This window comes from Embleya scabrispora DSM 41855 (genome assembly GCF_000372745.1).
Classification (GTDB): Bacteria; Actinomycetota; Actinomycetes; order Streptomycetales; family Streptomycetaceae; genus Embleya; species Embleya scabrispora.
In genome coordinates this window covers 40,159-57,279 of sequence record NZ_KB889675.1, presented here as the reverse complement: position 1 = coordinate 57,279, position 17,121 = coordinate 40,159, and the positions used below count along the sequence as shown (strand labels likewise).

Genomic DNA, 17,121 nt, shown 5'->3' with positions numbered 1-17,121 from the left:
TCCGATCGTTGCTCGCATGTCGTCCCCGGAAGGACCCCCACGTGGCCCGCATCGTGCTGTTCCACTCGGCCTATGGGCTGCGCCCCGCCGTCTTTGCCGCGGCGGAGCGGCTGCGTGCGGACGGGCACGAGGTGACCGTGCCCGACCTGTACGACGGGCGCGCCACCGAGTCGATCGAGGAGGGCATGGAGATCAAGGACGAGATCGGCGCGGACGAGTTGATCCGGCGCGCCGTGCGGGTCGCCGCCGGCCTGGGTCCGGGCCTGGTCTACGCGGGCTTCTCGCTCGGCGCCTCGATCGCGCAGAACGCCGTGTTCGCGGACCCCGCGGCGGCCGGGCTGCTGATGTTCCACGGCACCTCCGACCTGCGCGAGGACGCCGCGACCGAGGTGCCGGTGCAGTTGCACGTGGCCGAGCCGGACCCGTTCGAGACCGAGGACTGGCTCGGCACCTGGTATCTGGGCATGCGCCGGGCCGGGGCGGACGTGGAGATCCACCGCTACCGCGGCGCCGGCCACCTGTTCACCGACCCGGACCTGCCGGACTACGACCGCGAGGCCGCCTCACGGGCCTGGGCGATCGCCTCGGACTTCCTCAGCGAGATCGACTCGGCCGCGGCCGCCGCGGCAGCCAACGACTGAGGCTTCTTGGCCAGGTCCACGTACCTGCGGGGGCCGCTCTGCACGGGCACCTGCGGGGCCGAGCGCGCCTTGGCGAAGCGTCCGTTGCCGCTGTACGGGCCCACCGCCTCGTTGCCCAGCGGCGCGGGCGCGGTGGCGATCCGGGGCAGCGCGTACGGGTGTTCACAGCGCAGGTAGTCGAGCAGCTTCTCGCGCACCTCGCAGCGCAGCGTCCACAGGTCGTCGGAGTCGCGCGCGGTGACCACGGCCCGGACCAGGATCGTGGTCGGGGTGGTGTCGGTGACGTACAGACTCCAGCCCTGGCCGTCCCACAGGCCGGTGTCCTTGAGGATGCGGTGCAGTTCGTCGCGCAGTTCGCCGACCGGCGCGGAGTGGTCCAGGTGCAGGAAGACGGTGCCGGTCATCCGGGTGTCGGTGCGCGACCAGTTCTCGAACGGCCGGGAGGTGAAGTAGGACACCGGCATGACGATCCGGCGCTGGTCCCACGTGTTCACCACCAGATAGGTCAGGGTGATCTCCTCGATCGTGCCCATCTCCTGGTTGACCACGACCGAGTCGCCGATCCGGACCATGTCGCTGAACGCGATCTGCAATCCCGCGAACAGGTTGGCCAGCGCGCTCTGCGCGGCCAGACCGGCCACCACGCCGAGCAGACCGGCGGAGGCCAACAGGCTGGTCCCGATGGTCTTCATGCCCGGGAAGGTCATGATCATCGCGGCGAAGGTGATGATGCCGACGATCGCCACCGCGGTCCGGCGGATCAGCGCGATCTGGGTCTGGATCCGGCGCACCCGGCCGGTGTCGGTCGCGTTCGCCGCGTAGCGCTCGAAGGAGGTGTTCACCAGCAGGGTGACCGCGTGCACGATCAACCACGAGCATGCGGCGATCACCGCGAGCACCAGTAGGTGCCGGATCAGTCCGCGGCTGCGTTCGGGCAGGCCGGCGGCCGGTTCGGCGAGCAACAGGACCGACGCGCCGAGCGTCGCCACGATCGAGGCGCGTCCGCGCCGCATCATCGACCAGAGGGGTCCTGTCAGCGGCTTGCGGGTCTGTACTTCGCGGGCCAGGCGAGCCATTCCCCAGGTCACCAGACCCGTGAAGGCGATCACCGAGACGAGCACGATCAACGGGCGAAGTATGTGCCACACGTCCACGTCGAGAGCCTCCTAGGGGGCTTGTGGTCAAACCCGTACCGTACCCGAGCAAGCCGAGCCCACCCACGCGTCCGGTCCGCGCCGGCCGCGCCCCGCAGCCCGTCCGGGGCGCTAACGTGCGGGTCAGGCAGCGGACCGTACGGAGGACGCGCGATGTCCAAGTGGACCAGGATCGGCAAGGTCGGATTCGGCGCGGTGCGCCGCGGACAACGGTTTCGCAGCGCCTCCCGGGCGGCGGCGGAACGTTCCGCCGACAGCGGCGCGACCGCCTTCGGCTCGGACGTGGACACCCGGTTGACCCCGCGCCAGGCCGCCCTGCTGATCCGCTATCTGGTGGGCAAGGTGGTGCTGGGGCGGTTGGAGTTCATCTTCCTGCTCAAGTACCCGCTGCTCGTGGCGGGCGTGCCGCTGCTCCTGCTGTTCCCGCCGGCGGGCATCGTGCTGCTCGTGGTGTTCGGCCTCGCCGCGCTGGTGCAGTGGGTGATCGCGCGCACGATCGGCCGGCTCGCCGCGTTCCACCGGCTGGACGCGGCGGAGAACGAGATGACCGACGCGGCCACCGTGTGGTGGCCCAATCTCAAGCGGGAGACCGCCCGGGTGGGCCTGCCCACCCGGCCGCTCGTCCTGCTCAAGCTGGCCGCCGCCCGGGCGACCCGACGGTTGGACCCCGAGCGCGAAGCCGCGTTCGCCGCGATCGACTGGCGTGCGGTGATCCCGCGCGAGCAATGGCAGCGGGCCCGGATCCTGCTCGCCAAGGAGGCGGGCGGCCGGGGGGACGACGCGACCGCGTAGAGTCGTCCCGTCGTGTGTCACCCCACTCGGCCACTTGGCGCGAGGCGCGGGTCACACGCCATCTCCACCACCTTCAGGACGACGCGCGGGGTCGGATGTACAAGCTGCCCGGAACGGACGAGCGGAGCGTGACCATCCCCGGCGAGCCCACGGCGGCCGATCCGTGCTTCACGGTGCGCAAACTGACCAGGACGTATCGCACCGGGCGTCGCCGGGATCGGCACGTGGTGACCGCGAACGACGCGATCGACCTGGACGTGCGCCGAGGCGAGATCTTCGGCCTGCTCGGCCCCAACGGCGCGGGCAAGTCCACCCTGGTGCGCCAACTCACCGGCCTGCTCCGGCCGGACACCGGCACGATCGACCTGCTGGGCCACGACCTGGTGCGCCGGCCCGAGACCGCCGCCCGCCTGGTCGCCTACCTCGGGCAGGAATCCGGCGCGCTGGACGAGTTGACCGTCGCGCTGGCGATCGAGACCACCGCCCGGCTGCGCGCCCTGGACGCCACCCGGGCCCGGGCCGAGCGGGACGCGGTGCTCGACGAACTCGAACTGGGCGCGATCGCGGACCGACCACTCAAGAAGCTCTCCGGCGGCCAGCGCCGGCTCGCCTGCGTGGCCACCGCACTGGTCGGCGCCCGCCCGGTGCTGGTCCTGGACGAGCCGACCACCGGCATGGACCCGGTCGCGCGCCGCGCGGTGTGGGCCGCGGTGGATCGCCGCCGGGCCGAGCAGGGCGCCACCGTGCTTCTGGTGACGCACAACGTGATCGAGGCGGAGACCGTGCTGGACCGGGTCGCCGTGCTCGACGAGGGCCGGGTGATCGCGTGCGACACGCCCGGCGGACTCAAGGCCATGGTCGGCGACGAGGTCCGCCTGGACCTGGTCTGGCGGGCCGACCCGCCGATGGACGATCCGGCGGTGAGCATGCTCGCGCAGACCGCGGTGCGCACCGGCCGGCGCTGGAGCACCCGGATGGAGCCGGGAGTGGCCCGCGAACTGCTCGCCGGCGTCACCTCCGGGCCCGCGTTCGAGGCGCTCGACGACTTCACGCTGTCCACGCCGAGCCTGGAGGACGTCTACCTCGCGCTCGGCGGGCGCCACCAGGGACTGGTCAAGGGATGAGGGTGTCGACCCCAGTGAGTGCAGCGAGCATCGAGACCGCGCCGGCGCGCCCGGCCGAGGCGGTGGCGCCCGCGCCGACCACGTCGCTGGGCGCCGGGCTGCTGACCGTGTACCGCGCGCAGCTCTCCCGGGTGCGCGTCTCCCGGGTGCCGCTGCTGTTCGTCGCGGTGTTCCAGTCGGTCGGGATCATGATCCTGATGCGCGGCGTGGTGGACACCGGCAGCGACAGCGCGCGCGAGGCGGTGGTGGCCGGCTCCAGCGTGCTCGTGGTCGCCTTCGTCGCGCTCAACCTGCTCGCCCAGCACTTCGGCAACCTGCGTGCGGCCAACGCGCTCGACTACTACCTGACGCTGCCGGTGCGCCCGGCCGCGGTGGTGTTGGGCATGGCCGCCGCGTACGCGTCCTTCACGCTGCCCGGCACGGTCGCCACGGCCGTGATCGGCGCGCTGATGTTCCAACTGCCGCTGGCCAACCTGTGGGTGCTGCTGCTGGTCGTGCCGCTGTCCGGCGCGGCCCTGGCGGGCATCGGCGCGGTCTTCGGCCTGCTCGCGCCGCGCCCCGAACTGGCCACGCTGCTGGGCCAACTGGGCATGTCGGCCGCGCTGTTGCTCGGCGTGCTGCCCGAGGACCGGATGCCCGAGTTGATCGTTGTGGCCCGCGACCTGCTGCCGTCCTCGTACGGTGTGGACGCGTTCATCGCCAGTTACGGCGATCCCGACTGGGCGGCGGTGGGCGGCAACCTCGCGGTCTGCGCGGCGGTCGGCGTGGTGATGCTCTCGTTGGCCACGTGGTCCTTCCGGCGCAGCACCCGGTCGTAGTCGCACCCGTGCGCACCCGTCGTCTCGCCCCGACCACCAGACACACCGCCGCGCGGGGTCACGCCGCCGGCTCGATCCGCACACTCCATCCGCACATGGGACGCTGAACAGATGACGTCTGCCGGGGATATCGACCCCTACCCCTCGCCCGAGGGCGCGCACGTGGGCTTCGCGCCCGGGTTCGACGCGCCTCCCACGCTGTGGCAGCGCTACCGCACCGACGTGGTGGCCTTCGCCGTCGTGGTCGCGGCGTGCCTGGTCGTGGGCGCGATCGTGGGCGTGATCTGGGAGCAGGTGACGCCGCGCGTACCGCTGCTGGCGACCAAGGAGGGGGTCTTCCAGACCTCACCCGAGACCGAGACCTCGATCGCGCTGGACGGCTGGTTCGCGGTCTGCGGTGTGGCCGCCGGCATCGTGCTCGCGCCTCCGGCGTTCTGGCGCTTTCGCCGCCAGGGTGTGGCGACCGCGCTCGCGCTGACCGTCGGCGGGCTGGCCGGGTCGTACCTGGCGTTCAGGATCGGCGTGCGGTTGGGCCCGGACGGGATCATCGAGCAGGTTCGCCGGATCGGCCTGGGCAAGCGGTTCGACCAGCCGCTCGAACTCAAGGCCAAGGGTGTGCTGCTGCTGTGGCCGATCGCGTCGATGGTGATCTTCCTCGGCCTGTCCGCGGGATTCGCTCCGGCGGACAAGGAGCAGACGGCGGCGGGGCCCTATGGGTGGCAGCCCGGCCAGGCGTTTCCGTGGGCGCAGCCGGCTTCGCCGCGGGTCGACCTGACGAAGCGGGATCGGGACGAGGGCTGAGCCGCCTTCGGAATCGTGTTCGGCCCGGCCTGCGTTCGAGGCCGATGGTCAGGTACGACCCACGGCCGCCGTGACCGCTTGGATCAAACGGATCAGGTCCGCCGCAGCGAGCTCGATCTCGAGGCCGCGGCGGCCGGCCGAGACGTACACCGTCGGGTGGGCGAGGGCACTCTCGTCCACCACCGTGGGGTGCCGGCGCTTTTGGCCCAGGGGGCTGATCCCGCCCAGCACGTAGCCGGTGGCCCGCTCGGCCGCCGCGGGGTCCGCCATCGCCGCGCGCTTGCCGCCGACCGCCGCCGCGAGCGCCTTCAGGTCGAGCCTGCCCGCCACCGGGACCACCGCCACCGTCAGCGCGCCGTCCACGTCCGCCAGCAGCGTCTTGAACACCCGCTCGGCCGGGATGCCGAGCACCGCGACGGCCTCCTCGCCGTAGGACGCCGCGTCCGGGTCGTGCGGGTACGCGTGCACCGTGAACGCGACGCCCTCGCGGGTCAGCGCGACCGTCGCCGGGGTGCCCTGTCCACCCTTGGCCCTGCTCTTCGCCATCTCGGCGGCCCCTCGATCGCTGGTCAGTTGGGTTCGATGCTCTGCCGCAGCAACTCGACGGCGGGCAACGACGGCAGATGGTCCAGGAGCGCCGCCTCCCGGCGCAGCAGCTCGACCTCCGCGGTCAGCCGGACGGTCGCGTCCTCGGCCTCCAGGAGCCGCTGCTTGTCGTGCGGGTCCAGCACCACCGCGGCGGCCACCAGGTAGGACAGCACCACCGGGTCGTCGGGCAGCTCGGGCAGGCTCATCGGGGTGCGCTGCTGGGCCGAGAGCAGCCGGCGCTGATACTCGGCGAACGCCCGGGTCGCGGCCAGGCCGAGCACGTCGGCCCGCTCGCCGACCGGGTCCTCCAGGTATTCCACCTCGGCGTACAGGTAGGGACCCGAGTCGTCCACGGACACCAGCCGGAACCGGGTCGCCCCGGTGGCCACCAGGTCGTAGCGGCCGTCCTCGTGCGACTTGATCGTGGCGATCTCGGCGGTACAGCCCACCGGATGCAGGATCTCCAACGGATCGCCCTGGATGTCGCCCACCTCACGCCCGGTGCGCAGCGCCACCACGCCGAACCGCTGCTCCGCCTGGGGCAGCACCTCCAGGTCCCGGACCAGCGCGCGGTACCGCTCCTCGAAGATGTGCAGGGGCAGCACCAGACCCGGGTAGAGCACCGAGTTGAGCGGGAAGAGCGGAAGCCGGTCGGTCACGGTGACCAAGAGTAGGGCCTGACCGCCGGACCGCGTCGATCATTGATCTCAAGCACGGTTGAGCACCCGGCCGGCGCCCGCCGCGGCGGCTCCGGCGAGCACCCAGCCGAGCAGGATCAGCGTGTAGGCGAGCCACTGGCCCACCCCGGTCGGCTTCCACGCGCCGTCCTGACCGAGCGTCACCACCGGCAGCAGCAGGTCGAGGGTGTACCAGAACGGATTCCAGTGCGGCGCCTCGCCGGCCTTCAGCGGGGCGGGCGGGTCGGCGGCGAACACCGCCGTGCCGACCGCGATCAGCGCGATCAACCACCCGAAGGCCCGTGCCGGGCGGTAGCCGTAGCCGATCGCCACGTCCTGCACGTGGCCCCACAGCCGACCCGCCGGCCCCAGCCCGGCGCGCCGGCGCCGCTGCTTGGCCAGCAGCACGGTGCGGGCGTGCTCGTCCTCGCCGGCCGCGCGATAGGCGCCGGCGAGTTGGTCGTACGGCTGCGGCGTGTACTCCGGGGTGCCGCGCCCGACCCAGTCGATCCGCCGGTGCACGCTCATCGGCTCCTCGGAGCGCAGCACCGTGTACCGGGTCCCGGCGAGCACCAGGTCACCGGGCGCGGGCCAGGTGTCCGGCGCGTCGGTCAGCGTGCCGATGGTCGCGTTGGCCAGCACGATCCGCCCACGCGGCGGCCGGGCCAGCGCCATGTGCAGGCCGTCCGCGACCACCCGCCACATGGTCAGCTGTTCGCCCGGGTTCGCGCACACCACCGCCCGGCTGAGCACGATGCCGCCGCCCACGCGCGCGTCGTTCATCCGGATCGAGCCGGTCGCGGTGAATCCCACGCTCAGGTGCAGCGAGTGCTCGATCGTGATCCGCCCGAGATCCATGGCCAACTGCCCCGGGCGATCCACCGTCGAGCCGTACAGGGTCACCCGCCCGCCGAATCGGCCGCCGTGCAGACTCAGCTGCCCGGCGAAAACGCTGTGGTCCAGCGAGGAGTCCGCGCCGACCTGGAGGCCGTTGGCGTACAGCGCGCCGCCGCGGGAGTCCGGCCCGATCACGCAGTGGTCCATCCGCAGGTCGTTGTCCACCCGCGAGTCCAGGATCCGCACGCCGTCCGACACCTCGCAGTGCCGCAGCACCAGATCCCCGTCCACCCGCATGTTGCGGCCGTGCAGCGCGGTGAGCACGCAGTCGCGCAGGTTGATCGTCCGGGTCGAGGCCACGTTCAGCACGATCGTGTCCTCGAAGCGGCAGCCGATCATCGAGAAGTAGACGTCCAGGCGCGCGCCGCCCAACTCCAGCGTGCCCACCACCCGGGCCCCGGTGATCCGCAGCGCGGTGCTGTGCCCGGGTTCGGCCTCCGGCGGCTGGAGCAGCACCTGCGCGAGCACCTGGGCCCGGATCGTGCGGTCAGGGCCCCAGGCGGCGCCCTGCCGCGGATCGTCGTCCGCCGGCACGCCCGTGCTCAGATCCAGTCGTTCGCCCCGTCGATACGCCTCCCACACGCGTATCTCGGTCGCGCTCAGATGCCCCGGCGGTGTGCTCATCCGTGGTCCCCCGACACTGGAAGGCTGCTGCGTCCCGCCCATGATCGCGTGTCTCACTGTCCGACACGCAAGGACGGCTTCGCCCGGGCCGTCTCTACACTGGGGCAGGTGATCTCCCGTATCGACCTGCGCGGTCCCGCCTCGCGGGCTGTCCTGGACAGCCCCGCCGCACTGCGCGACGTGTTGCCCCGAGCCGAACTCGACGTCGAGGCGGCTCTGGAGAAGGTGCGCCCGATCTGCGAGGACGTGCGTCATCGCGGCGTCGAGGCGCTGATCGAGATCACCGAGCGCTTCGACGGTGTGCGGCTGACCGACATCCGGGTGCCCGCCGAGGCGATCGCATCGGCGCTCGAGGCGCTCGCGCCCAAGGTGCGCGCGGCCCTGGAGGAGTCCATCCACCGGGCCCGGCTCGTGCACCGCGAGCAGCGCCGGCAGGACGTCACCGTGCAGGTCGTGCCCGGCGGCACGGTCACCGAGCGATGGGTCCCGGTCGAGCGGGTCGGGCTGTACGTACCGGGCGGCAACGCCGTCTACCCGTCGTCGGTGATCATGAACGTGGTCCCCGCCCAGGAGGCCGGTGTCGCCTCGATGGCGATCGCCTCGCCGCCGCAGGCCGACTTCGGCGGGCTGCCGCACCCGACCATCCTGGCCGCGTGCGCGCTGCTCGGGGTGGACGAGGTGTACGCGGTCGGCGGCGCCCAGGCGGTGGCGATGTTCGCCTACGGCGCGGGCTCGTGTGCGCCGGTGCGCCTGGTCACCGGTCCCGGCAACATCTACGTCGCCGCCGCCAAGCGGCTGCTCAAGGGCCGGATCGGGATCGACGCCGAGGCCGGCCCGACCGAGATCGCCGTGCTCGCCGACGACAGCGCGGACGCCGGGCACGTCGCGGCCGACCTGATCAGCCAGGCCGAGCACGACACGCTCGCCGCGTCGATCCTGGTCACCGACTCCGCGTCGCTGGCCGACGCGGTGGTCGAGGAACTCAAGACCCGGGTCGACGCCACCCGGCACCGCGAGCGGGTCACCCAGGCGCTGGCCGGGCGGCAGTCGGGCATCGTGCTGGTCGACTCGGTGGACGACGGTCTGCGGGTGGTGGACGCCTACGGCGCCGAGCACCTGGAGATCCAGACCGCGGATGCGGCCGCGGTCGCGGCACGCGTGCACAACGCGGGCGCGATCTTCGTCGGCGCCTTCGCGCCGGTCTCGCTCGGCGACTACTGCGCCGGGTCCAACCACGTGCTGCCCACCGGCGGTTGCGCGTGCCACTCCTCGGGCCTGTCCGTGCAGTCCTTCCTGCGCGGCATCCACGTCGTGGACTACTCGCGCGCGGCGCTGGCCGATGTCGCCGAGCACGTGAGCGTGCTCGCCGACGCGGAGGACCTGCCCGCGCACGGCGAGGCGGTGCGGGCCCGGTTCGCCGCGGGCGAGCTGGCCGGTCTCGCGGCCTGGGAGGAGGACCGGTGACCGACCTGGACAGCCTGCCGATCCGGGACGAACTGCGCGGTCAGTCGCCGTACGGCGCACCGCAGTTGGATGTCCCGGTGCGGCTGAACACGAACGAGAACCCGTATCCGCTTCCGGACGCCCTGGTGGCCCGGATCGCCGAGCGGGTCGCCGTCGCCGCCCGCGACCTGAACCGCTACCCGGATCGGGACGCGGTCGAGTTGCGCACCGCGCTGGCGGCGTACCTGTCCCGGACCGGCGGCCACCCGCTGACCGCGGACCGGGTGTGGGCGGCCAACGGCTCCAACGAGGTGCTCCAGCAGCTGCTCCAGGCGTTCGGCGGCCCCGGCCGCACCGCGCTCGGCTTCGACCCGTCCTACTCGATGCACGCGCTGATCGCGCGCGGCACCGGCACCGGGTGGATCTCCGGCATGCGGGACGGGGACTACCGGATCGACCTCGACGAGGCGCTGGCGCGGATCGCCGAGCACCGGCCCAACGTGGTGTTCCTGTGCTCGCCGAACAACCCGACCGGCACCGCGCTGGCCCGCGAGGTGGTCGAGAAGGTGTACGACGCCGCGCAGACCGCCCGGCCGTCGCTGGTGATCGTGGACGAGGCGTACGTCGAGTTCGCGCACTCCGACTCGCTGCTGCCGCTGCTCACCGGCCGGCCGCACCTGGTGGTGACCCGCACGATGTCCAAGGCGTTCGGCGCGGCCGGGCTGCGGCTGGGCTACCTGGCGGCGGACGCGGGCGTGGTGGACGCCGTCCAGTTGGTGCGCCTGCCGTACCACCTCTCGGCCGTCAACCAGGCCACCGCGCTGGCCTGTCTGGAGTTCGAGGACACCCTGCTCGGCTACGTCCGCGAGCTCAAGGGGCAGCGCGACCGGCTGGTCGGCGAACTGCGCGCGCTGGGCTGCGAGGTGACCGACTCGGACGCCAACTTCGTCCAGTTCGGCCGGTTCGAGGACCCGCACGCGGTCTGGGCGGGGCTCCTCGAACAGGGGGTTCTGGTCCGCGACAACGGGGTCCCCGGCATGTTGCGGGTGACCGCCGGCACGAACGCCGAGAACACGGCCTTCCTGGACGCGATGCGTCACGTCCTGAAGAGCGCGAGTCCGAAGGACTGAGAGAGAGTCGAAATCACCGTCATGGCAAGAACCGGTCGCGTCGAACGCGCCACGAAGGAAACGTCCGTCGAGGTCGAGATCGACCTGGACGGCTCGGGGAAGGTCGACGTCGCGACCGGCGTCGGCTTCTTCGACCACATGCTCGACCAGCTCGGCAAGCACGGCCTGTTCGACCTGACCGTCAAGACCCGCGGCGACCTGCACATCGACGCGCACCACACGATCGAGGACACCGCGCTCGCGCTCGGCGCCGCGTTCCGGCAGGCGCTGGGCGACAAGAAGGGCATCCGCCGGTTCGCCGACGCGTCCGTGCCGCTGGACGAGGCGCTCGCACAGGTCACCGTGGACCTGTCCGGTCGGCCGTACCTGGTGCACTCGGAGCCGGCCGGTATCGCGCCGATGATCGGTCCGGACTACGACACCACGCTGACCCGGCACATCCTGGAGTCGTTCGTCGCCCAGGCGCAGATCTGCCTGCACGTGCACGTGCCCTACGGGCGCAACGCGCACCACATCGTCGAGGCCCAGTTCAAGGCGCTGGCCCGGGCGTTGTCCGACGCGTGTGTGCTCGACCCGCGCCGGGCCGGCGTGATCCCCTCCACCAAGGGCGCGCTGTGAGCACCGGGGCGATGGTCCTGATCGTGTTCGGCCTGTTCCTGGTCGGCGGGTGCATCTCGTTCGTCAAGCAGGGACTGCCCAAGAGTGTGGTCGCCCTGCTCGCCGTCGGCGCGGTCTTCTCGATCGCGGCTGGCGTCCTGAAGATCGGATAGGCACGTGCCCAAGAAGGTCATCGTCCTGGACTACGGCTTCGGGAACGTGCGCTCGGCCGAGCGGGCGCTCGCGCACGCCGGTGCCGACGTCGAGATCAGCGCCGATCACAAGGCGGCGCTGAACGCCGACGGGCTTCTGGTGCCCGGCGTCGGCGCGTTCGCCGCGTGCATGGAGGGCCTCAAGGCCGTCCGCGGCGACACCATCGTGGACAAGCGGCTCGCCGGCGGCCGGCCGGTGCTGGGCATCTGCGTCGGGATGCAGATCCTGTTCGCGCGCGGCGTCGAGCACGGGGTGGCCACCGAGGGCTGCGCGCAGTGGCCCGGCACGGTCGAGCGGCTGGCCGCTCCAGTGGTGCCGCACATGGGCTGGAACACCGTCGAGGCACCCGCGGGCAGCGTGCTGTTCGAGGGCGCCGACGCCGATACGCGGTACTACTTCGTGCACTCCTACGCGGTGCGCACGTGGGAGATGCCGGTGGTCCAGGACGGTCCGCACATCCCGCCGGACGTCACCTGGAGCACACACGGCACGCCGTTCGTGGCCGCCGTCGAGAACGGCGCGCTCAGCGCCACCCAGTTCCACCCGGAGAAGTCCGGCGAGGCCGGCGCGCAGCTGCTGCGCAACTGGCTCGCGACCCTGTAGCCGCGCCCGGGCGGTTTCGCCCCCGGTTACACCCCGCCGCGTTCCGACGTGCCCGTGAACGCACCGTCCGCTACGAACTGTTGAGGATCGCAACCGTCATGACGCAGACCCACCGCCTCGAACTGCTGCCCGCCGTCGACGTCGCCGACGGCCAGGCCGTCCGCCTGGTCAAGGGCGAGGCCGGGTCGGAGACCTCCTACGGCGACCCGTTGGCCGCCGCGCTGGCCTGGCAGAGCGCCGGCGCCGAGTGGATCCACCTGGTCGACCTGGACGCAGCGTTCGGCAAGGGCAGCAACCGCGAGCTGCTCGCCGACGTGGTCGGTCGGCTCGACGTCAAGGTCGAGCTGTCCGGCGGCATCCGCGACGACGCCTCGCTCGAGGCGGCGCTGTCCACCGGCTGCCGGCGGGTCAACCTGGGCACCGCCGCGCTGGAGACGCCGGACTGGGTGCGCTCGGCGATCGCCCGGCACGGGGACAGGATCGCGGTCGGCCTGGACGTGCGCGGCACCACGCTGGCCGGGCGCGGCTGGACCCGCGAGGGCGGCGAGCTGTTCGAGACGCTGGCCCGCCTGGACGCGGACGGCTGCGCGCGCTACGTGGTCACCGACGTGAACAAGGACGGCACCCTGACCGGCCCGAACCTGCAGCTGCTGCGGGACGTGTGCGCGGCCACGGATCGCCCGGTGGTGGCCTCGGGCGGGGTCTCCTCGCTGGCGGATCTGCGCGCCATCGCCGAACTGGTACCGCTGGGTGTGGAAGGCTCGATCGTCGGCAAGGCGCTGTACGCCCAGGCGTTCACCCTCGAAGAGGCGTTGGAGGCGGTGTCCCGGTGACGGGAAGCGACAACTCGGGCAACATCGAGCGATATTCGTCCGGCGGGCGGTGGGAGGAAGCCTTCGGCTACTCGCGCGCCGTCGCGGTGGGCGAGTACGTACACGTGTCGGGCTGCACCGCGATCGTCGAGGGCAACCTCGCGCACGAGGGCGATCCGCACCACCAGACCCTCGCGGCGTTCCGGATCGCGTTGGACGCGCTGGAGCACTTCGGGCTGGGTACATCGGACGTGGTGCGCACCCGGATGTTCATCACGCACGCCCGCGACGCGGACGACGTGGGCCGCGCGCACGGCGAGCTGTTCGCCGAGACACCGCCCGCCGCGACCATGGTCGTGGTGGCCGGGTTGATCGACTCGCGGATGCTGGTCGAGGTCGAGGTGGACGCGTACCGGGGGAGGGCCTCGTGACGCTGGCCGTGCGGGTGATCCCGTGTCTGGACGTGGACGCCGGCCGGGTGGTCAAGGGCGTCAACTTCCAGAATCTGCGGGACGCGGGCGACCCGGTCGAGATGGCCCGGGTGTACGACGCCGAGGGCGCGGACGAACTGGTCTTCCTCGACATCACCGCGTCCTCGGGCAACCGGGAGACCACCTACGACGTGGTGCGGCGCACCGCCGAGCAGGTGTTCATCCCGCTCACCGTCGGCGGCGGGGTGCGCGCGGTGGAGGACGTGGACAAGCTGCTGCGCGCGGGCGCGGACAAGGTGGGCGTGAACACTGCGGCCATCCTGCGTCCCGAGCTGATCGCCGAGATCGCGGACCGGTTCGGTTCGCAGGTGCTGGTGCTCTCGGTGGACGCGCGACGCCGCCGGGACGGTACGCCGGGCTTCGAGGTGACCACGCACGGCGGGCGCACCGGCACCGGCATCGACGCGGTCGAGTGGGCCGCGAAGGCGGCCGAACTGGGCGCGGGCGAGATCCTGCTCAATTCGATGGACGCGGACGGCACCAAGGACGGCTACGACCTGGAGCTGATCCGACTGGTGCGGGCCGAGGTGGGCATCCCGGTGATCGCCTCCGGCGGCGCCGGTGCGCCGGAGCACTTCGCGCCCGCGGTGGACGCGGGCGCGGACGCGGTGCTCGCGGCCAGCGTGTTCCACTTCGGCTTGTTGCGGATCCCGCAGGTCAAGGACGTATTGCGGGCCGCGGGGCACCCGATCCGCTGAGCGCCCCCGCCGACGAGGAAGCCGACCGCAGCCGCGGTCGGCTTTTTCGTCGGCGGATACGAAGGCATTATTGCGAAAGACTTATTGCGAAAGAATATTTTCGTACCTAGGCTGGGGTCATGAGCGAGCAGCCGCCGGCGCGCCGGATGATCAAGGACGTACAGACCCTCAAGGTGTTCACCCACCCGCTGCGGATCACCCTGCTGCGGACGTTGCACGCCGGCGGTCCGGCCACCGCGTCGATGCTGGCCAAGCGGGTCGACGCGACCCCGGCGCTGGTCAGCTACCACGTGCGCACGCTGGCCGGACACGGCTTCGTGGTCGAGGACTTCGAGCACGCCGAGGATGGGCGCGAGCGCTGGTGGAAGGTGGTCGAGGACCTCACCTTCTCGCTCGGCGACTTCACCGAGGACCGGGTCGGCCGGGACCTGTCCGCGAGCATCGCGCGGGTGCTGGGTTCGCAGTCCGAGGACCGCTACCGGCGCTTCCTGGACGAGATGCAGTCGTGGGGCGCGGAGTGGGCGGGCGCGGCCTTCAGCGGCGCGCCCACGCTCCGCCTGACCGCCGCCGAGCTGCGCGAACTGAGCGGCGCCATCGAGGAGCTCGTGGACGGCTACCGGGACCGGGAGAGCCCCGGCGCCGAACACGTGGAGATCTACTACCGCGGCTTCCCGTACCACCTGTGAGGGCCCTGCCGCCGCCGGCCCCTCCCGCGCGCCACGACCGCGCGCACCGCGGCGCCGCACGCATCGGCACGAACCGCCCGAACCGGAACGGGGACGATCATGGCCGTCACGAGCACCGCCGCCGCGACCTCGCGGCCCGCCCATCGCGACCCGCGCGTACTGGCCTGGCTCGGCGCCTACACCGCGTCCCTGATCGGTGATCAGATCTGGTTCCTGGCGCTGTCCTGGACCGCGGTCCGCGGCGGCGACGCCACCCGGACCGGCCTGGTGCTGGCCGCCGGTTCGCTGCCCCGGGTCCTGCTGATGTTGCCCGGCGGCGTGATCGCGGACCGGTACGGGCCGCGTCGGGTGGTGATCGGCAGCGACCTGGTGCGCTGCGCGGTGATGCTGGTCGCCGCGATCGCCGTGTCGGCGAGCAGCCCGGCGATCTGGCTACTGGTGGCGATCGCGCTGGTGTTCGGCGCGGTGGACGCGTTGTTCATGCCCGCCGTCGGCGCGTTGCCGGTGCGGTTGACCACGCGTACCCAACTGGTCCGGGTGCAGGGGATGCGCGCGTTGTCCCAGCGGGTGGCCACCGTGGTGTCCGCGCCGATCGGCGGCGCGGCGTTGGCGTGGGGCGACGCCGAGTCGGCCTTCATGCTCAACGCGGCGCTGTTCGCACTCTCCCTCGCGCTGCTGTGGCGGCTTCGCCCGGGGCCCGTCCCGGAGGCCGAACCGGGCACCGAGGAGCCGGAGTTGGGTCTGCGTGCGGGGCTGCGCCATGTGGCCCGGCATCGGGTGCTGCGGTCGCTTCTGATAGTCACCGCGCTGATGGAGGCGGGCTTCGCCATTCCGATGAACATCGGCATCGTGCTGCTCGCCGACGACACGGGCTGGGGGCCGGGCGGGATGGGTCTGGTGCTGGGTGCGTGGGGGATCGGCGCGGCGATCGGCGCACTGGGACTGACGGTTGCGGGCCGGGTGCCGCGTCCCGGGCTCCTGCTGCCGGTGGGCATGCTCGTGATGGCCACGAGCCTGGTCGGCCTGGGCTACGCGTCCGGGGTCGGGATCGCGGTGGTCTGCGCGGCGGTGCTGGGCATCGCCACCGGCGTGGTCGGCGGTTCCGGGAACGCCCTGGTGCAGACCAGCTGCGCGCCCGGCGCGCTGGGCCGGGTCACCGCGATCCAGATGCTGGTCGGGGTCGGTCTGATCCCGCTGCTGTATCCGGTCGGTGGCCTTCTCGCCTCGACCCACGGCCCCTCGGCGGTGTTCGCCGCCGGCGGCGGCGCGATACTCGCGGGGGTGCTTGTGGCCGTGGTGAGCGGACCGTTCCGCCGGGGCCCCGAGCCGCCGGATGTGAAATCGGGTCACGGAAGGATTCCGGTCCCACAACGATCATCTGACTCGGAGTCAAGTAGTTGGGCCCGGTCGAGCGGTGGCTTCACCCGATCAGGCAGGCTAGGCACATGACGACGCCGCCATCACCCGGACAGGGTGGCTACCCCGGCTATGGGCAGCAGCCAGACCAGGGTTATCCGAGCAATCAGCCGTACCCGGGGCAGCAGTACCCGCAGGGCGGCCAGCAATACCCGCAGGGCGGCCAGCAGTACCCGCCGCCGCAGAGCCCGTACGGTGGCTCCCCGCAATACCCGGGGGCCGGCGGCGGACCGCAGTACCCAGGCAACTACGGCGGCGGAGGCTACGGCGGCGGCATGCCGCCGGGGCCCAACCAGGGCGGCTCGGGCAAGGGCCCGCTGATCGCCGTGGTGATCGCCGCGATCGTCGTGGTCGGCGGCATCATCGCCACGCTCGTGGTGGTGCTGGGCGGCGACGACAAGAAGGACAAGACCGCCTCGCCCACGAACAGCGCGACCGGCTCGGCCAGTTCCTCGCCGTCGAGCAGTGCGAGCGCGCCGCCCACCACGCGCCCGACCACCTCCCGCCCGACCACGCCCCGGACCAGCGCGGCGAGCACGGCGGACCCGGACCTGCCGTCCGAGGTCCAGTACGTGGACCTGTCCAAGGGCGACTGCGTCACCCTGGACACCGTCTCCGGCACCATCGACAAGAAGTCCTGCACCAGCACGCACAACGGCGAGGTCATCATGACCTTCGAGCTGAGCGGCAGCACCTACCCGGGTGAGGCATCGATCACGGATCAGACCGAGTCGAAGTGCACCCCGGCGATGAACACGGCGGTCGGCGGCCGCTCCGACGCCTCGCAGTTCACCTTCACCTACACCTACCCCAAGCAGCCGGGGTGGGACATCGGTCGTCGCAAGGTGACCTGCATCGTGAAGTACAAGTCGGGGCAGACACTCACCAAGCCACTGCGCTGACCCGGGCGCTCGGC

20 protein-coding genes are annotated in these 17,121 nt (G+C 72.1%); 16 read left to right on the top strand and 4 right to left on the bottom strand.

The window, feature by feature from the left end:
- Positions 1–41 precede the first annotated feature (41 nt).
- Positions 42–641 carry a dienelactone hydrolase family protein gene (locus A3IC_RS0125585; protein WP_020552912.1) on the top strand — a complete coding sequence of 200 codons (600 nt, stop codon included), beginning with the start codon at positions 42–44 and terminating at the stop codon, positions 639–641.
- Here the strand turns inward: A3IC_RS0125585 and A3IC_RS56560 are convergent.
- The gene (locus A3IC_RS56560; protein ID WP_020552911.1) at positions 545–1,795 is read right to left on the bottom strand and encodes a mechanosensitive ion channel family protein; all 1,251 of its coding nucleotides are present in this window, start codon (positions 1,793–1,795) and stop codon (positions 545–547) included. The genes A3IC_RS0125585 and A3IC_RS56560 overlap by 97 nt on opposite strands.
- 153 nt (positions 1,796–1,948) lie before the next feature.
- Between A3IC_RS56560 and A3IC_RS0125575 the strand changes: the two genes are divergently transcribed.
- From A3IC_RS0125575 to A3IC_RS56555, 4 genes are all read left to right on the top strand, one after another.
- A complete protein-coding gene (locus tag A3IC_RS0125575; RefSeq protein ID WP_020552910.1) occupies positions 1,949–2,587 on the top strand; it encodes a hypothetical protein in 639 nt (212 codons plus the stop codon).
- A 173-nt stretch (positions 2,588–2,760) separates the two neighbouring features.
- Positions 2,761–3,711, top strand: a complete 951-nt coding sequence (locus tag A3IC_RS0125570; protein WP_040877192.1) for an ABC transporter ATP-binding protein — start codon at positions 2,761–2,763, stop codon at positions 3,709–3,711.
- Between the two features lie 14 nt (positions 3,712–3,725).
- On the top strand, positions 3,726–4,529 hold the full coding sequence (locus tag A3IC_RS0125565; RefSeq protein WP_020552908.1) for an ABC transporter permease: 804 nt from the start codon (positions 3,726–3,728) through the stop codon (positions 4,527–4,529).
- Positions 4,530–4,640: 111 nt separating this feature from the next.
- Positions 4,641–5,330: an ABC transporter permease gene (locus A3IC_RS56555; RefSeq protein ID WP_158696102.1), complete on the top strand. Its 690-nt coding sequence runs from the start codon at positions 4,641–4,643 to the stop codon at positions 5,328–5,330.
- Positions 5,331–5,378: 48 nt separating this feature from the next.
- On the opposite strand, the gene ybaK is transcribed toward A3IC_RS56555, so the two are convergent.
- Genes ybaK through A3IC_RS0125545 form a run of 3 tightly spaced genes read right to left on the bottom strand, consistent with a single transcriptional unit; the run spans position 5,379 to position 8,116 of the window.
- Entirely contained in the window at positions 5,379–5,876 is a 498-nt protein-coding gene (ybaK, locus tag A3IC_RS0125555; protein WP_020552906.1) for a Cys-tRNA(Pro) deacylase, read from the bottom strand.
- Between the two features lie 23 nt (positions 5,877–5,899).
- Positions 5,900–6,586 carry an LON peptidase substrate-binding domain-containing protein gene (locus tag A3IC_RS0125550; RefSeq protein WP_020552905.1) on the bottom strand — a complete coding sequence of 229 codons (687 nt, stop codon included), beginning with the start codon at positions 6,584–6,586 and terminating at the stop codon, positions 5,900–5,902.
- 39 nt (positions 6,587–6,625) lie between these two features.
- Positions 6,626–8,116 carry a hypothetical protein gene (locus tag A3IC_RS0125545; RefSeq protein ID WP_020552904.1) on the bottom strand — a complete coding sequence of 497 codons (1,491 nt, stop codon included), beginning with the start codon at positions 8,114–8,116 and terminating at the stop codon, positions 6,626–6,628.
- 108 nt (positions 8,117–8,224) lie between these two features.
- Between A3IC_RS0125545 and hisD the strand changes: the two genes are divergently transcribed.
- From hisD to A3IC_RS0125490, 11 genes are all read left to right on the top strand, one after another.
- The gene (gene hisD / locus A3IC_RS0125540; RefSeq protein ID WP_020552903.1) at positions 8,225–9,580 is read left to right on the top strand and encodes a histidinol dehydrogenase; all 1,356 of its coding nucleotides are present in this window, start codon (positions 8,225–8,227) and stop codon (positions 9,578–9,580) included.
- Entirely contained in the window at positions 9,577–10,689 is a 1,113-nt protein-coding gene (locus A3IC_RS0125535; protein ID WP_020552902.1) for a histidinol-phosphate transaminase, read from the top strand. Before hisD ends, A3IC_RS0125535 begins: the two co-directional genes overlap by 4 nt.
- Positions 10,690–10,710: 21 nt before the next feature.
- Positions 10,711–11,307 carry an imidazoleglycerol-phosphate dehydratase HisB gene (gene hisB / locus A3IC_RS0125530; protein WP_020552901.1) on the top strand — a complete coding sequence of 199 codons (597 nt, stop codon included), beginning with the start codon at positions 10,711–10,713 and terminating at the stop codon, positions 11,305–11,307.
- On the top strand, positions 11,304–11,459 hold the full coding sequence (locus tag A3IC_RS65285) for a hypothetical protein (protein ID WP_020552900.1): 156 nt from the start codon (positions 11,304–11,306) through the stop codon (positions 11,457–11,459). Before hisB ends, A3IC_RS65285 begins: the two co-directional genes overlap by 4 nt.
- A gap of 4 nt (positions 11,460–11,463) precedes the next feature.
- Positions 11,464–12,102: an imidazole glycerol phosphate synthase subunit HisH gene (gene hisH / locus A3IC_RS0125520; protein ID WP_020552899.1), complete on the top strand. Its 639-nt coding sequence runs from the start codon at positions 11,464–11,466 to the stop codon at positions 12,100–12,102.
- Between the two features lie 98 nt (positions 12,103–12,200).
- Positions 12,201–12,935: a bifunctional 1-(5-phosphoribosyl)-5-((5-phosphoribosylamino)methylideneamino)imidazole-4-carboxamide isomerase/phosphoribosylanthranilate isomerase PriA gene (priA, locus tag A3IC_RS0125515; protein WP_020552898.1), complete on the top strand. Its 735-nt coding sequence runs from the start codon at positions 12,201–12,203 to the stop codon at positions 12,933–12,935.
- Positions 12,932–13,345: a RidA family protein gene (locus A3IC_RS0125510; RefSeq protein WP_020552897.1), complete on the top strand. Its 414-nt coding sequence runs from the start codon at positions 12,932–12,934 to the stop codon at positions 13,343–13,345. The genes priA and A3IC_RS0125510 overlap by 4 nt, the downstream gene beginning before the upstream one ends.
- Positions 13,342–14,103, top strand: a complete 762-nt coding sequence (hisF, locus tag A3IC_RS0125505) for an imidazole glycerol phosphate synthase subunit HisF (RefSeq protein WP_020552896.1) — start codon at positions 13,342–13,344, stop codon at positions 14,101–14,103. Before A3IC_RS0125510 ends, hisF begins: the two co-directional genes overlap by 4 nt.
- Positions 14,104–14,222: 119 nt before the next feature.
- A complete protein-coding gene (locus A3IC_RS0125500) occupies positions 14,223–14,789 on the top strand; it encodes a helix-turn-helix domain-containing protein (protein ID WP_020552895.1) in 567 nt (188 codons plus the stop codon).
- Between the two features lie 99 nt (positions 14,790–14,888).
- Positions 14,889–16,238, top strand: a complete 1,350-nt coding sequence (locus tag A3IC_RS56550; protein ID WP_020552894.1) for an MFS transporter — start codon at positions 14,889–14,891, stop codon at positions 16,236–16,238.
- The gene (locus tag A3IC_RS0125490) at positions 16,235–17,107 is read left to right on the top strand and encodes a septum formation family protein (protein ID WP_086018475.1); all 873 of its coding nucleotides are present in this window, start codon (positions 16,235–16,237) and stop codon (positions 17,105–17,107) included. Before A3IC_RS56550 ends, A3IC_RS0125490 begins: the two co-directional genes overlap by 4 nt.
- Positions 17,108–17,121 lie beyond the last annotated feature (14 nt).

What these genes read in the sequence shown, in the direction of transcription:
- A3IC_RS0125490 (WP_086018475.1), top strand. Translation starts at nt 16,235, where the DNA reads ATGACGACGCCGCCATCACCCGGACAGGGTGGCTACCCCGGCTATGGG.
- A3IC_RS0125500 (WP_020552895.1), top strand. Translation starts at nt 14,223, where the DNA reads ATGAGCGAGCAGCCGCCGGCGCGCCGGATGATCAAGGACGTACAGACC.
- A3IC_RS56550 (WP_020552894.1), top strand. Translation starts at nt 14,889, where the DNA reads ATGGCCGTCACGAGCACCGCCGCCGCGACCTCGCGGCCCGCCCATCGC.
- A3IC_RS0125545 (WP_020552904.1), bottom strand. Translation starts at nt 8,116, where the DNA reads ATGAGCACACCGCCGGGGCATCTGAGCGCGACCGAGATACGCGTGTGG.
- A3IC_RS0125575 (WP_020552910.1), top strand. Translation starts at nt 1,949, where the DNA reads ATGTCCAAGTGGACCAGGATCGGCAAGGTCGGATTCGGCGCGGTGCGC.
- hisB (WP_020552901.1), top strand. Translation starts at nt 10,711, where the DNA reads ATGGCAAGAACCGGTCGCGTCGAACGCGCCACGAAGGAAACGTCCGTC.
- priA (WP_020552898.1), top strand. Translation starts at nt 12,201, where the DNA reads ATGACGCAGACCCACCGCCTCGAACTGCTGCCCGCCGTCGACGTCGCC.
- A3IC_RS56555 (WP_158696102.1), top strand. Translation starts at nt 4,641, where the DNA reads ATGACGTCTGCCGGGGATATCGACCCCTACCCCTCGCCCGAGGGCGCG.
- ybaK (WP_020552906.1), bottom strand. Translation starts at nt 5,876, where the DNA reads ATGGCGAAGAGCAGGGCCAAGGGTGGACAGGGCACCCCGGCGACGGTC.